General features: G+C 70.8%; 13 protein-coding genes and 1 pseudogene. 3 read left to right on the top strand and 11 right to left on the bottom strand.

The features are described 5' to 3' along the window. Window positions 1–37 precede the first annotated feature (37 nt). Complete coding sequence (locus tag HJG45_RS08535; RefSeq protein WP_254452361.1) at window positions 38–961, top strand: polysaccharide deacetylase family protein; 924 nt, start codon at window positions 38–40, stop codon at window positions 959–961. A gap of 16 nt (window positions 962–977) precedes the next feature. Here HJG45_RS08535 and HJG45_RS08530 read toward each other — a convergent pair whose 3' ends face one another. The 5 genes from HJG45_RS08530 to HJG45_RS08510 all read right to left on the bottom strand — a co-directional run bounded on the left by HJG45_RS08530 (window position 978) and on the right by HJG45_RS08510 (window position 7,322). After that, window positions 978–1,877: a polysaccharide deacetylase family protein gene (locus HJG45_RS08530; RefSeq protein WP_171611660.1), complete on the bottom strand. Its 900-nt coding sequence runs from the start codon at window positions 1,875–1,877 to the stop codon at window positions 978–980. Window positions 1,878–1,932: 55 nt separating this feature from the next. Beyond that, the gene (locus HJG45_RS08525; RefSeq protein WP_171611659.1) at window positions 1,933–3,195 is read right to left on the bottom strand and encodes a Zn-dependent hydrolase; all 1,263 of its coding nucleotides are present in this window, start codon (window positions 3,193–3,195) and stop codon (window positions 1,933–1,935) included. Window positions 3,196–3,308: 113 nt separating this feature from the next. Continuing rightward, a complete protein-coding gene (locus HJG45_RS08520; RefSeq protein ID WP_171611658.1) occupies window positions 3,309–4,052 on the bottom strand; it encodes an enoyl-CoA hydratase/isomerase family protein in 744 nt (247 codons plus the stop codon). Then, complete coding sequence (locus HJG45_RS08515; RefSeq protein ID WP_171611657.1) at window positions 4,049–5,020, bottom strand: tripartite tricarboxylate transporter substrate binding protein; 972 nt, start codon at window positions 5,018–5,020, stop codon at window positions 4,049–4,051. Before HJG45_RS08515 ends, HJG45_RS08520 begins: the two co-directional genes overlap by 4 nt. Before the next feature lie 169 nt (window positions 5,021–5,189). Further along, window positions 5,190–7,322, bottom strand: coding sequence for an acetate--CoA ligase family protein (locus tag HJG45_RS08510; RefSeq protein ID WP_171611656.1), 2,133 nt, complete (start codon window positions 7,320–7,322; stop codon window positions 5,190–5,192). Window positions 7,323–7,565: 243 nt separating this feature from the next. On the opposite strand from HJG45_RS08510, the gene cysK reads away from it, so the two are divergent. Continuing rightward, entirely contained in the window at window positions 7,566–8,576 is a 1,011-nt protein-coding gene (gene cysK / locus HJG45_RS08505) for a cysteine synthase A (protein ID WP_171611655.1), read from the top strand. 57 nt (window positions 8,577–8,633) lie between these two features. Beyond that, window positions 8,634–9,131 carry a cupin domain-containing protein gene (locus tag HJG45_RS08500; protein WP_171611654.1) on the top strand — a complete coding sequence of 166 codons (498 nt, stop codon included), beginning with the start codon at window positions 8,634–8,636 and terminating at the stop codon, window positions 9,129–9,131. Window positions 9,132–9,223: 92 nt separating this feature from the next. On the opposite strand, the gene HJG45_RS08495 is transcribed toward HJG45_RS08500, so the two are convergent. From HJG45_RS08495 to HJG45_RS08475, 6 genes and pseudogenes are all read right to left on the bottom strand, one after another. Continuing rightward, window positions 9,224–9,388: a hypothetical protein gene (locus HJG45_RS08495; protein ID WP_171611653.1), complete on the bottom strand. Its 165-nt coding sequence runs from the start codon at window positions 9,386–9,388 to the stop codon at window positions 9,224–9,226. A gap of 150 nt (window positions 9,389–9,538) precedes the next feature. Continuing rightward, window positions 9,539–10,375 carry a uroporphyrinogen-III synthase gene (locus HJG45_RS08490; protein ID WP_171611652.1) on the bottom strand — a complete coding sequence of 279 codons (837 nt, stop codon included), beginning with the start codon at window positions 10,373–10,375 and terminating at the stop codon, window positions 9,539–9,541. Between the two features lie 55 nt (window positions 10,376–10,430). After that, window positions 10,431–11,273: a class II glutamine amidotransferase gene (locus HJG45_RS08485; protein ID WP_171611651.1), complete on the bottom strand. Its 843-nt coding sequence runs from the start codon at window positions 11,271–11,273 to the stop codon at window positions 10,431–10,433. A 126-nt stretch (window positions 11,274–11,399) separates the two neighbouring features. After that, entirely contained in the window at window positions 11,400–11,738 is a 339-nt protein-coding gene (locus HJG45_RS28630) for a hypothetical protein (RefSeq protein WP_254452359.1), read from the bottom strand. Window positions 11,739–11,754: 16 nt separating this feature from the next. Next, window positions 11,755–12,066 (bottom strand): annotated as a pseudogene (locus tag HJG45_RS29370) (transposase); the annotation flags it as partial. Window positions 12,067–12,356: 290 nt separating this feature from the next. Continuing rightward, a complete protein-coding gene (locus tag HJG45_RS08475) occupies window positions 12,357–13,289 on the bottom strand; it encodes a trypsin-like peptidase domain-containing protein (RefSeq protein ID WP_171611650.1) in 933 nt (310 codons plus the stop codon). Window positions 13,290–13,375 lie beyond the last annotated feature (86 nt).

Raw genomic sequence — 13,375 nt, 5'->3', positions numbered from 1 at the left:
CGCCATCATGGGGCGCCAGGATCGGCGGAGACGCTCCATGACCCAGCCGCCCGGCGGCATGCCCCGGCGTGACCGCGACCTGGCCGGCTATGGCCGCCAGCCGCCCGATCCGCGCTGGCCGGACGGCGCCCGCCTCGCCCTCTCCTTCGTCGTCAATGTCGAGGAGGGGGCCGAGCTCTCGCTCGCCAGCGGCGACGAACGCAACGAGGCCATCCCGGAGACGCGCCAGATCGTCGAGGGCGCGCCCGACCCCTGCATGGAGACGCATTTCGCCTATGGCGCGCGGGTCGGGCTGTGGCGCATCCTCGACCTGCTGCAGCGCTTCGGCGTCCCGGCCACCTTCTCCTGCTGCGGTCGCGCGGTCGCCGCGACGCCGATCCTCGCCGCCGCCCCGGCCGCCGCCGGGCATGAGGTGAGCGCGCATGGCTGGCGCTGGGAGATGCATGCCGGCATGCCGGAGGCGACCGAGCGGGCGGTGATCGCCCGCACCGTCGCGGCCCTGACCGAGGCGACGGGCACCCGCCCGGTCGGCTGGCACACCAAATCCGCATCCTCGGTCAACACCCGCCGGCTGCTCGCCGAGGCGGGCGGCTTCCTCTACGATTCGGATGCCTATGACGACGACCTGCCGCGGCTGGTGCGGGTGGTGGGCCGGCCGCATGTGATCCTGCCCTATGCCTTCGACACTAACGACATGCGCTTCGCCCCCGGCCAGGGCTTCGTGCAGGCCGAGGATTTCTCCAACTACTGCATCGGCGCCTTCGACTGGCTGCTGCGCGAGGGGCAGGCGGCGCCGCGGATGATGTCGGTCGGGCTGCATCTGCGCACCATCGGCCGGCCTGGGCGCATCCGCGGCCTCGAGCGGCTGCTCGAGCATGTCACGCAGGCGCCGGGCGTCTGGATCGCCCGGCGGATGGACATCGCGCGGCACTGGCGGACGCTCTCCGGGCTGTCGGCCTGATGGGCGGCAGATCGCCTCACCCCGGCAGCTGCGCCCGCGCCGCCGCCGCGATGTCGCGCCGCCGCGCCACCCAGACCTTGCCGCGCCGCGCCGCGAGCAGCCGCAGGATGCCCTCCACCGCCCGGAAGCGGGCCGGGCGGCCGCAGATGCGCAGATGCAGGCCGATGCTGAGCACTTTCGGCACGCCCCGCTCGCCCTCCTCGATCAGCTGGTCGATCGCCGCCTCGGCATAGTCGACGAAATGCTGCGGCAGGACGAAGCCGTTGGGGTGGAAGAATTTCATGTCGTTGCAGTCGAGCGCATAGGGCAGCACCAGCATCGGCCCGCCGGCCACCTCGCGGTCCCAATAGGGCAGGTCGTCGTCGAAGGCGTTGCTGTCGTAGAGATAGCCGTGCCGCGCCAGCAGCCCGCGCGTCCAGGGGCTGGCGCTGCCGCGGCAGAAGAAGCCGACCGGCCGCTCGCCCGTCGCCGCCGCGATCGCCTCGGTGGCGCGCAGCAGCCCCGCCTCCTCCGCCTCGCGGCTCGGGTAGTCGGCATGCGGTCGCCAGACCCAGCCATGGTTCGCCGCCTCATGCCCACGCGCGACGCATGCCCGCGCCAGCTCGGGCGTCCGCTCCACCGCCCGGCCGCACATGAACCAGGTGACCTTCACCCCGTGGCGGTCGAAGGCCTCGAGGAAGCGGCCGAGGCCGGCCCGGGTGCCGTAGGAGAAGATGCCCTCCTGCCCGAGGTCGCGGCGACCCGGCGGCACGACGCTGACCACCTCGCCGATGCGCTCGTTCTCGGCATCGCCCGCCTCCACCGCCATCTCCGCCCCCTCCTCGTAATTCACCACCAGGGAGACGGCGAGCGGCGCATCGCCGGGCCAGGCGAGGCGGGGTGGGGCGAGGCCATAGCCAGTCAGGTCACGGCGCATGCAGGCAATCCCCCTCGGTCGCGGCGAGCATCGTCGCGCCCGCGGCCTGCAAGGATCAGGCCGCGATGGCCCCGATCGAGGCCGCCAGCACGTCGAGCGCCGCGGCGAAATCCGCCATCGCCATCGCCTCGGCCGGGTTGTGGCTGCCATTCTCGTTGCGGATGAACAGCATCGCCGTCGGCACGCCGAGCCCGGCGAAGGTCAGCGCATCGTGCCCGGCGCCGGAGGCCATGCTCATCACCGGCACCCCGGCCACCGCCGCGCCCTCGGCCAGCGCCCGGCGCAGCCGCGCATCCATGATCGCCGGCGGCACGTAGAGCCGTGGCCCGGTCTCGAGCGCCACGCCGCGCTCGGCGGCGATGCGCACCGCCTCCTCCTGCAGCAGCGCCTCGACATCCTGCAGCACGCCGGCATCCTCGCTGCGGATGTCGAGGGTGAAGCCCACCTCGCCCGGCACCTTGGTCGGCCCGTGCATCGCCGGATCGGTCGAGAACTCGCCCATGGTCAGCACCAGGTCGCGTCCCTCGGCCTCGGCCTCGATCCAGAAGCGCTCCAGCGCCCCCGCCAGATGCGCGACGGCCAGCACCGCGTCGCGCCGTCCCTGCCGCGGCACCGCCCCGGCATGCGCCCAGGCGCCGCGCGCCCGGCCGGCGCGGAAGCGCACGCTGCCGCGGATGCCGGTGACGATCGCCGCCGGCAGCCCGGCCTCGACCAGCATCGGTCCCTGCTCGATATGCGGCTCGAGGAAGGCATGGATGAAGGAGGGGTCGAGCGAGGCGCGGGACTGGCGGATGAAGTCCGGGTCGAACCCTTCCTCCGCCATGTGCTCGGCCAGCGTCCGGCCACTGTCGGTTCGCCGCAGCGTGTCGGGGGCCTCCGGCGGCAGCAGGCCGAAGGCGGCGCGGCTGCCGAGATAGAGCATGGGAAACCAGCACATCTCCTCGGCGCGGATGCCGAGCACCACCAGGTCGCGCGGCAGCGCGCGCCCCTGCCGCCGCAGCCGCGCGGCCAGCGCCAGGCCCATCACCACCCCGGCGGCGCCGTCGAAATTGCCGCCATGCGGCACGGCGTCGAGATGCGAGCCGATGACGACCGGCGGCAGGTCACGGTTCATCCCCGGCAGGGTCATGGAGAGGGTGCCGACCGGATCGGCCTCCACCTCCAGCCCGATCTCCTCGCCGGCGGCGCGGCAGATGGCATGCGCCGCCCGCTCGCCTTCGCCATAGCTGGCGCGGCTGACGCCGGGCGGATCCTCCGAGGCCTCGCGCAGGGCCGCGAAGACCAGTTCCGCCAGCCGCACCGCCGCATCCGCCGCCATGAATCCCCCTCAGCGCCTCACCGCTCCCGGTCCCGCCCTTGTGGCGCCGGGTGAAGCGGGGCGCAATGCGCGAGCGGCAGCCCAGGGCCGGGCATCCGGCACAGGGGACTATCCTAGCGTCCGTGAAATTGCGGCGGCCGCTTCTCGCGGAAGGCGGCCGAGCCCTCGCGGAAATCCTCCGAGTCGCGGATCGAGGCCAGCCGCGCGCCATGCCGCGCCCATTGCTCGGAGGGGCCGCTCGGCAGGATGTCGTCGAGCACCATGCGCTTCAGGGTGCCGGTGACGAGCGGCGCGAAGCCGGCCATCTCCTTGCCCCACTCGATCGCGCGCGCCAGCGCCCCGCCCTCCGGCACCACCTCGTTCACCAGCCCGACGCGCTCGGCCCGCTCCGCCTCGAAGACGCGGCAGAGCAGCATCATCTCCATGGCGATCTTGTGCGGGATGCGCGAGGGCAGCGCGGCGATCATGCCGCCGGTCAGGCCGATCTTCGCCTCCGGATAGTAGAAGCGCGCCGTGCTGCCGCAGACCGCGAGATCGGCCATCATCGCCAGCACCAGCGCGCCGCCGATGCACCAGCCCTCCACCGCGGCGATCAGCGGCTTGTCGGTCTGCCAGCCGGAATTCGGCACCGCCCGCCAGAGCTCCGGCGGCTCGGTCACGTCGGCGCCGAAGGAGAAGGCCTTGCTGCCCATCGCCGTCAGCACCGCCACCTTCTGGTCGGAGGCGGCGAAGTCGGTCATCGCCGCCTGCACCTCCTCGGCCATCCGCTTCGAGATGGCATTGCCCTTCTCCGGCCGGTTCAGCGCCACGACCGTGACCGGGCCCTCCTCCCAGACCTTGATATGTTCGAAGCTCATTGCACGCTCGCTCCCGTCCTTTGCACCGCCGCGCCGAACAGGGCGCGGTCCTGCGTGATCCGCCGGGCGAAGGCCTCGCCCGCCTCGAGATGCGGCCGCAGCCCGACCGGTGCCATCGCCCGCGCCACCTCCGGCAGGGCCAGCACCGGTCCGAGCGCCGCGACCAGCCGCGCGACGATCACCGGCGGCAGCCCGGCCGGGCCGGCGAGGGCGAAGAAGGAGAGCCCGCCCTCGCCATAGAGGCCGAGCTCGCGCAGGGTCGGCAGGTCGGGAAGCTGCGGGCTGCGCGTCTCGCCGGTGGTGGCGAGGCCGATGAGGCGCCCGTCTTTCACCGCCGGGATGGCGACCGGGTCGAATTGCAGCTCGACATCGCCCGCCAGCACCGCCGTCAGCGCCGGCGCCGAGCCGCGATAGGGGATGTGCTCCAGCTTGATCCCGGCGGCATGGGCGAAGATCTCGCCGGTCATCTGGGTGATGGTGCCGTTCCCGGCGCTGCTGAAGCGCAGCTTGCCGGGATGCGCCTTCGCATAGGCGACGAGGTCCTGGATGCTGCGCACCGGCACCGAGGGGTGCATCGCCACCACGCCGTCGGAGAAGGCGAGCATGGCGATGGGCGTGAAGTCGCGCGCGGCGTCGTAGGGCAGCGTCAGCATGTGCGGGCTGATGGTCAGCACCGCGGTCGGCCAGACCAGCAGGGTGTAGCCGTCCGGCTTGGCCTGTGCGACCAGGGCGGCGCCGATCGAGCCGCCGGCGCCGCCGCGATTCTCGATGACGATGGACTGGCCGAGCGCGGCCGAGAGCGGCTGCTGGATCGGCCGCGCGACATTGTCGGTGCTGCCGCCCGGCGGATAGGGGACGATGAGGGTGATCGGCCGGTCCGGCCAGGCCTCGGCCCCCTGGGCGCCGGCGCGGCGCGGCAGCAGGCCGGGCGCGGCGAGCAGCGCCGGCAGCAGGCGGCGGCGGATCATGCGGAGCGCAGGACGGCTTCACCGTCCTGCCCCTCAAACGCCGGGCGCCGCCCGCGGCGGCCTGGCTTCGCCGCGTCGCGCCGACAGGCGCGCCAAAAGGCGCGACCGGCGGCACCCGTTCGGGTGCTCGGCCCTGCGGGCCCCAGGTCGGAACGCCATGCGTCCGGCATCATGTCGCGCCCTCCGTATCCGCCGGTTGCAAGGTGGCCCGGGCATCGACGGCGATGCAGCCCTGCCCCTCGGCGCGCAGCAGGAGCGGGTTGAGGTCGAGCTCCACCAGCTGCGGCCCGAGATCGGCGGCGAGCCAGGAGAGCCGCACCAGCGCCTCGGCAGCCGCCGCGACATCGAGCGGCGGCCGGCCGCGCACCCCGGCCAGCACCGGCCAGAGGCCGAGGCGGCGCAGCATCGCCATCGCATCCTCCGGCCGCAGCGGCGCCGGGGCGAGCTGCACGTCGCGCAGCACCTCGACCAGCACGCCGCCGGTGCCGACCAGCACCAGCGGGCCGAGCCCAGGTTCGTGCCGGGCGCCGAGGATCAGCTCCGCCTCGCCGCGCGCCATCTCCTGCACCAGCACGCCCTCGAGCGTCACCGGCGCCGCCTGCAGCGCGGCGAAGGCCTCGCGCAGCGCGGCGGCATCGCCGAGGCCGAGCCGGACCAGGCCGAGATCGCTCTTGTGCACCACGGCGCGGCTGACGCCCTTCAGCACCACCGGGAAGCCGATCGCCTCGGCCGCCGCCACCGCCTCGGCCTCGCTCGCCACCTCGGTCTCGCGCGTCACCGGCAGGCCGTAGGCAGCGACGAGGCGCTTGGTCTCCGCCTCGGTGAGCGCCCCCCCGCCTCTTCCCTCTGGCAACGGCCCTTCCAGGGGGCTGGCGCCGGGCGGGCGCTGCGGCGGCGGCAGAGCGTGGCGGTCGCGGCCCTCGGCCTCCGCCTCCAGGGCGCGCAGCACGGCCAGCGCCTGCGCCACATGGTCGCAATAGGGGAAGTCGGCCGCCTGCATCGCCGCCCGCGCGGCATCGCCCACCTCGCCGGCCATCATCACGTAGAGCAGCGGCCGGCCGCCCTCGCGCGCCAGCGGCGGCAGCAGGGCGGCGCGCTGCGCCATGGCCGGCTGCGTCGTCATCGGCACCAGCACGGCGCCGATATCGGGATCGGCCATGAAGGCGCGCAGGCAGCCGGCCAGCGCCGTCTCGCTGGTGTTGTCGTGGAAGCTGCCGGTGTCGAGCGGCAGGTGGACATGGCTCGCCGGCATCCAGCGGGCCATCTCCGCCCGCGTCGCCGGCCCCATCCGCGCCGTGCGCAGGCCGAAGCCGGCGAGCATGTCGGTCGTCGTCACCGTGCTGCCGCCGGAGGAGGCGACCACGGCGACGCCCATCCCGGGGCGCGGCAGCGGCGGCTGGCGGTCCAGCATGTCGGCGGCGAGCACCATGATGGCGGGATCGTCGAGCAGCACCGCCCCCGCCTCGCGGCAGACCGCGGCGAAGGCGGCATGGCTGCCGGCGAGGCTCGCGGTGTGGCTGCGCGCCGCCTGCGCCCCGGCCTCGCTGCGCCCGGCCTTGACGCAGAGCACCGGCTTGCCGGCGGCCCGCGCCCGGCGCAGCAGCGGGGCGAGGCGCGCCGGGTCCTTCAGCCCCTCGATGTAGAGGGTGATGACGTGCGTCGCCGGGTCCTCGATCAGGTAGTCGAGAAAGTCGCAGAGCTCGAGATCCGCCTGGTTGCCGACCGAGATGCAGCGGCTGAAGCCGGCGCCGTGCCGGTGGCCGAGCGAGACCAGCGCCCCCATCAGCGCGCCCGACTGGCTGACCATGCCGATGCCGCCGGGTTTCACCCGCTCCACCTCGAGGGCGAGGGAGGAGGAGAGCATGGCCCGGTCGGTGACGTTGAAGATGCCGAGGCAGTTCGGCCCGACGAGGCGCATGCCGCCCGCAGCGGCGACCTCGCGCACCTGTGCCTCCAGCGCCGCGCCATCGGGGCCGGCATCGGCGAGCTTGCCGGTGATGACGATGCAGGCGCCGACCCCGGCCGCGGCGCAGGCCTCGATCTCGCGCAGCAGGGCGGCGGCCGGCACGGCGAGGATCGCCACGTCGACCGGCCCGGGCGCCGCAGCGATGCCGGGATAGGCCGGCAGGCCGCGGATCGTCGGGCGGGACGGGTTGATCGGCAGCAGCCGGCCGGGAAAGCCGTGGCGGATCAGGTAGTGGATCACCCGGCCACCGAATTTCCCGACATCCTCCGAGGCGCCGATGACCGCGACGGAGCGCGGATTGACGATATGCGCGATCGGCAGGCGGGTGGGCGGCATGGCCATGGCCTCGGTCGTTCCCCCTCGGCAGGTCGCCCCCTGCGCGGGCGCCCGTCCTGTTTCGTTGCGCGCATGCCGGACCAAGCCTGTTGGGATGCGCTGCGGGCAGCTTGGCATGCGGCAGCGGCCCCTGCCCAGGCCGCCCGATCCTCCGGCTGCCGGGCGGGATTTTTCTCCGATGGGCTTCACTTTCCCGCTCGGGGCCTCTGATCCACCGCCCCGAAGGGTGATATGCGCAACCGCATGCCGGACACGCCGACCCTTCCCCGACGCGCCCCCCGCCCGGACCCCGATCCGCATGGGACCGAGCCGTTGCCGGCGCATGGGCGTATCTATGACAGCGTGCTCGACATCGTCGGCTCGACGCCGCTGGTACGGCTGAAGCGGCTGCAGGCGGCGGAAGGGCTGGCGGCCGAGCTCGCGATCAAGCTGGAATTCTTCAACCCGCTCGGCTCAGTGAAGGACCGCATCGGCCTTGCCATGGTCGAGGCGGCGGAGCGCGAGGGGCTGATCGCCCCCGGCCGCTCCACCCTGGTCGAGCCGACCTCGGGCAATACCGGCATCGCGCTGGCCTTCGTCGCCGCCGCCAAGGGCTACCGGCTGATCGTCGTCATGCCGGATGGCGCAAGCATCGAGCGGCGCAAGATGATCCGGCTGATGGGCGGCGAGGTGGAGCTCACCCCGGCGCGGCGCGGCATGGCGGGCGCCATCGCCCGGGCCGAGGCGATCGTCGCGGCGACGCCCGATGCCTGGATGCCGCGGCAGTTCGACAACCCGGCCAATCCCGCGATCCATGCCGCCACCACCGCCGAGGAGATCTGGGCCGACACCGCCGGGCAGGTCGATGTCGTCATCGGCGGCGTCGGCACCGGCGGCACCGTCAGCGGTATCGCCCGCGCCCTGAAGCCGCGCAAGCCGGGGCTGCGCGTCATCGGCGTCGAGCCGGCCGAGAGCGCCGTGCTGTCGGGCGACGAGCCCGGGCCGCACGGCATCCAGGGCATCGGCGCCGGCTTCAAGCCGACGGTGCTCGACCTCGATGCGCTGGATGCGGTGATTCGCGTCGGCGAGCGCGAGGCCTTCGCCGCGGCGCGGCGCTGCGCCCAGCTCGAGGGTCTGCCGGTCGGCATCTCCTCCGGCGCCATGCTGCATGCCGCGCTGCAGGTGGCGCGCGAGATGCTTGGCGGCCTGGTCGTCGGGATCGCGCCTTCCTTCGCGGAGCGCTATCTCTCGACTGAGCTCTTCGCTGGCCTCTGAGCCGGCGGGGCGCCACCTGATTTCCGGCCGCAAGGCCCCCATCCCGGAGGATGTCCGATGCCGCATGACGGTCACCACAGCCACGACGCGCCGCCCGATGGCTGGAAGCATTCGGGCGTGCGGGTGATCCCGGGCGACCAGCTCGACGCCAACACGGCGCAGACGCCGGGCATGAACCGCGCCGCGGCGATCAACGCCGCCCGCGTGGGCGCGCAGAAGATCTGGGCCGGCACGGTGCACATCCACCCGAACGCCAAGACCGGCGCGCATCACCATGGCGAGCTGGAGAGCGTGATCTACATCGTCTCCGGCCGCGCCCGCATGCGCTGGGGGGAGAAGCTGGAATTCGTCGCCGAGGCCGGGCCGGGCGACTTCATCTTCGTGCCGCCCTTCGTGCCGCACCAGGAGATCAACGCCTCCACCGACGAGACGCTGCGCTGCGTCCTCGTCCGCTCCGACAACGAGGCGGTGGTGGTGAACCTCGATATCGAGCCGGTGGAGAAGCCGGAAGAGGTGCTCTGGATCGACCCGATCCACAAGACCGGCGGGGTCTGACGCCGACGCGCGTCCGGCGGCATCGCCAGACCACCCGGAACAGATGACGGAACGGCGGGGCGGCGCGAGCGGCCCCGCCGCCCCGGCTTGGCTCAGACGCAGCCGTGCAGGGCGAAGACCGCGGCCGTGGTCGCCGCCTCGTCGGGCGGCGGCTCGGCCGGCGCCGCGGCGGCGAGGGCGAGGGCCGCGGCGAAGGTCAGCAGCAGCGCCGCCTCGACCGGCGGCAGCGGCAGGGCGAGCAGCAGGGCCGGGCTCATCGCCGGCGGCCCCGGCGGAAGGCGGCGCTCCAGGCAACGGGCAGGGATGGGCTGGCAGGCATCGGCGTCTCCGCCGGCGCCGGGCCGGCATGGCGCCATGATTCACGCCATCGGCGCGTGCGTCAATATATTGAACGCACACCCATCGCATTAAGCCCGCGCGTCGGGCGCCGCGCCCATCGCGGATAGGATGGCATTCACCATCGGCTTCATGTGGAAACTCTCCGCCGGCATCACCGAGACCCGGCCGCCGGCCGCCTGCAGCGCCTCTCCCACCAGCGGCCCGACCGCGGCGAGGCGGGTCTGGGCGAGGGCCTCGCGCAGCCGCTCGGGCGGGGCGAGGGCGCTCAGCCGCCGCACCTGCGGGGTGGAGGTGAAGACGGCGAGGTCGATCCGCCCGGCCGCCATCTCCTCCAGCATCGCCAGCACCCGGGCATCGTCCTCGCGCGAGGCATAGGCATAGGGCAGCACCGGATCGGGCTCGGCCCCGGCGCCGCGCAGCGCCTCGAGCAGCGCGTGGTTCGGGTTGTCCGGGTAGAGCTGCACGCCGACCCGCCGCCCCCGCATCGGCTGCGCCGCGAGGGTGGCGATGACGCCCGCCGTGGTCGGCTCGGCGGCGGCGAGGTCGGAGCCGAGGCCAATGCTGCGCAGCCGCGCCTGCGGCTTCGGCCCGCGGGTGATGCGCCGCACGCCGGCCAGGGCGGCGCGGAACTCGGCCTCGATCCCCGCCCGCTGCGCCACGCCGAGCAGGCGCGACAGCCCCTCCCCGGTCAGCAGGATGAGGTCGTCCGGCGGGGTGGCGACGAAGCGGCGCAGCCAGGCCTCGACGGGGGCGGGATCGGGCGCGTCGATGATGGCGACGAGCGGGCAGCGCAGCGCCTCGGCGCCGTGCCGCTCCAGCATCCGCGCCAGCACCTCCAGCTCGCGCGTCTCCGGCACCATCACCCGCTTGCCGGCCAGCGCGCCCCCTGCCGCTACCTCGCTCATGCCGTCATCCCCTTCCTGTCTCCGGGCTCGACCGCCATCCCGACCGCCGCCATGGTCAGGCCCCCTCGGGGGCCGGGCGCGTCGCGCCGTTGCGGGCGGCCCGCGCGGCCGGCGGGCCGGCGCGCCGCCGCGGCAGCGGCACCGGCTCCCCATCGCGAAACACCACGCAGGCGCCGGGTTCCACCACCGTCCACGCCTCGTCGCGGGTCAGCGGCCGGGTGGCGACCACGGTGACGACGTCCCGCGGCGTGGTCTCCTGCGCGAAGTTCACCGTCAGGTCCTCGTCCAGCAGCGTCGCCGGGCCGAAGGGCGCGCGCCGGGTCAGCCAGGCGAGCTTCGTGCTGCAATGGCAGAACAGGCTGCGCCCGTCCGAGAGCAGCATGTTGAAGACGCCGAGCACCGCCAGCCGCCGCGCCAGCTCCTCCACCGCCGCGTCCAGCGCGCGGGCCGCGGGCGGCGCCGGGAAGCGGAGGCGGAGCTGCTCCATCAGCCAGCAGAAGGCGTGCTCGCTGTCGGTCGTGCCGATCGGCGCATAGGCGCCGAGCCGCCAGCGCTTCACCCCCTTGAGCTGGCCGTTATGCGCGAAGCTCCAGGGCCGGCCCCAGAGCTCGCGCTGGAAGGGATGCGTGTTCTCGAGCGCCATGCGGCCGCGATTGGCGCGGCGGATATGGCTGATGACGATGCGGCTCTTGATCGGGTGGCGGCGGACGAATTGCGCCACCTCGGACCGCGCCGAGGGGTGCGGATCATGGAAGCTGCGGCAGCCCTTGTCCTCGTAGAAGGCGATGCCCCAGCCATCGGCATGCGGCCCGGTCTGCCCGCCGCGCCGCATCAGCCCGGCGAAGCTGAAGCAGATATCGGTCGGGACATTGGCGCTCATGCCGAGAAGTTCGCACATGCCGGGAACGCTAGAGCAGATCGGCGCGGGGCGGAAACGCCAGCAGGGCGGCCTCGGGCGCGCGATTTTGCGGCAGGGCGGTGCCCTTCCGCCGGATTCGGACAAAGCCCCCGCATGGCCCGCGGCTCATGGCTCGGCCCAGCGGCGGTGCCAGGGCTTGCCGGCATAGAAGCGCATCACCTTGAGCCAGAGCCGGGCGCGCCGGCGCGGCAGGGCGAAGGGGTCCGCGCGGTGACGGAGGAGCAGGGCGTGCAGCCAGGCCTCGGCCCAGCGGAACAGGACGGGGCGGCAGAGATACATCGGCAGCACCGGCATGGCGCTGAGCAGGCCGAGCCGTTCCGCCGCCTCGGCCGCCGGCAGGCCGAGCACCCGCATGGCGCGGCGGGCGGCGCGGACCAGGAAGAATTCGATCCGCCGCAGCGCGGGCGGCGCCTCCGGCGCGGCGCAGGCGGCGAGCAGGCGCATCCACGGCCTGGGCGAGGCGGCGGAAATGCCGGCTGACGGTATCCGGCCGGCCATAGGCCTCGGGCAGGCTGCGCCAGGGCTGGCCGGAGGCGGCGATGAGGAACATGGCGTCGATCCGGCCGCGGGCATCGGCGAGCGGGCGGCCCTGATGCGGGGTGACGGCGCGGAGATGCGGCTCGATGGCGGCCCAGGCGGCGTCGGTGAGCGGGGCCCAGGGGCGGCGGGGGGTGTAGTGGCGGTGGGAGGGGGCGGGAGGGGCATGTGGGGCCTCCGGCGGGGGGCGGGGCCGGGGAGGATGGAGGAATTTTTTCTTAGGTGCAAGGGAAATGGGCTAAATGTCGCTTTAGCATGCGCATCTGATTGCCAGCCTTTGAGGCTAGAAGTCTGCTCTCCTGCCAGACTTAAACGTACCATTCCTTCAGGACGAGGCTGGAGCTTGCGTCCAAATACGGGGGGCATCTGGACGTATAGCCGGCGCACCTGCATCGAAACTGCAAAATTTGCCTAGCACAAATAATACAAAACGCCCCAAATCTTAGTGAAATTCTTCTGATTTTTAAAATCAACTTAGCCAATATGTTTAGTTAGAAAATTGGTACCTTCATAGTTTGCCCTACGCTATTCATTAGGATCTGAAGCATTTTCTTCGGTTTGCTCAAGAGCTTCCAATGCGCAATTCCTTTCCTTTCGCAGTTTTGGATCGTCGAGACATTCCAAAACCGCCCATGCTGGCAATACGCATGTCATACCACTTAATCCATTAATTTGGGCCCCGGTCAACAAGGGAACTCTACCCTCGTGAGTTTGTATTTGCGCCGAATCCGCCGCCGTCAATCGGAATATTTCAGGAAATTGGGCGAAATGTATACCAAGGAATTTATGAAGTAGATCCGGCAATAATTGTAAACTAGATCCAGGAATAAATCTTTGCTTTTCTATTGGATCACCCTCAAGATCTGAAGTAAATGTTCGATACATGAATACCGGTGAGCCAGAATAGCCAGTCCTAGAATGCAGATCAATACAGTAAGTCTCAGCAGGCCCGAAATGCATACCCTGCGGCAAGAAGGTAGGCATGATACTAATATTTCCAAATCTAGCAGATGGAACGTTAATTTTTGTGCCGTCATGATCAATAAATCGTCCGATCATGTAAACGTCGTCTCCGAGGCTAATTCCACAATCACTCACGACATCTCGCGTTGCAAACATAGTAGTCGGAATAACAGAAACTTTATGAATTTTTTCGTCTAAATTTTCTAAGGGTATTATTGCAATATCATATTTTTTGCTACCAATCCATTCATCTGGTTCAAAAGAAAATATTTCAGTCCCTCCATCATGCTTATTTATCCGAATCGTTGAGCATCCCTCCCCTAGCGCGACATGCCAGTTTGTCACAGCGTAGACGAAATATTGTCCCGATAGATCCTTAACTGGCATTCCCACAAGGAATCCAGTTCCGCCATTTGGTGAACCCCTTTTTGCGCTTTCCTCATCTGGAAAGAGATAAATCACAGCTTCAAGTATTTTCCTGGGAATTCTCGGCATTTTATTTCCTATATTATCTTGTGCGGAAACTAGGTCGGGACGGAGCGGATATAATACTGATTTGTTGAGAAGATAGGTCGATATCA

Source organism: Roseicella sp. DB1501 (genome assembly GCF_013112485.1).
Taxonomy (GTDB): Bacteria; Pseudomonadota; Alphaproteobacteria; order Acetobacterales; family Acetobacteraceae; genus Paracraurococcus.
This window is presented reverse-complemented; position numbering and strand designations above follow the sequence as displayed.

Bases quoted from the DNA above. Each gene is read 5' to 3' on its own strand.
- HJG45_RS08535 (WP_254452361.1), top strand. From the start codon at position 38: ATGACCCAGCCGCCCGGCGGCATGCCCCGGCGTGACCGCGACCTGGCC.
- HJG45_RS08530 (WP_171611660.1), bottom strand. From the start codon at position 1,877: ATGCGCCGTGACCTGACTGGCTATGGCCTCGCCCCACCCCGCCTCGCC.
- HJG45_RS08525 (WP_171611659.1), bottom strand. From the start codon at position 3,195: ATGGCGGCGGATGCGGCGGTGCGGCTGGCGGAACTGGTCTTCGCGGCC.
- HJG45_RS08520 (WP_171611658.1), bottom strand. From the start codon at position 4,052: ATGAGCTTCGAACATATCAAGGTCTGGGAGGAGGGCCCGGTCACGGTC.
- HJG45_RS08515 (WP_171611657.1), bottom strand. From the start codon at position 5,020: ATGATCCGCCGCCGCCTGCTGCCGGCGCTGCTCGCCGCGCCCGGCCTG.
- HJG45_RS08510 (WP_171611656.1), bottom strand. From the start codon at position 7,322: ATGCCGCCCACCCGCCTGCCGATCGCGCATATCGTCAATCCGCGCTCC.
- cysK (WP_171611655.1), top strand. From the start codon at position 7,566: ATGCCGGACACGCCGACCCTTCCCCGACGCGCCCCCCGCCCGGACCCC.
- HJG45_RS08500 (WP_171611654.1), top strand. From the start codon at position 8,634: ATGCCGCATGACGGTCACCACAGCCACGACGCGCCGCCCGATGGCTGG.
- HJG45_RS08495 (WP_171611653.1), bottom strand. From the start codon at position 9,388: ATGAGCCCGGCCCTGCTGCTCGCCCTGCCGCTGCCGCCGGTCGAGGCG.
- HJG45_RS08490 (WP_171611652.1), bottom strand. From the start codon at position 10,375: ATGAGCGAGGTAGCGGCAGGGGGCGCGCTGGCCGGCAAGCGGGTGATG.
- HJG45_RS08485 (WP_171611651.1), bottom strand. From the start codon at position 11,273: ATGTGCGAACTTCTCGGCATGAGCGCCAATGTCCCGACCGATATCTGC.
- HJG45_RS28630 (WP_254452359.1), bottom strand. From the start codon at position 11,738: ATGCGCCTGCTCGCCGCCTGCGCCGCGCCGGAGGCGCCGCCCGCGCTG.
- HJG45_RS08475 (WP_171611650.1), bottom strand. From the start codon at position 13,289: ATGCCGAGAATTCCCAGGAAAATACTTGAAGCTGTGATTTATCTCTTT.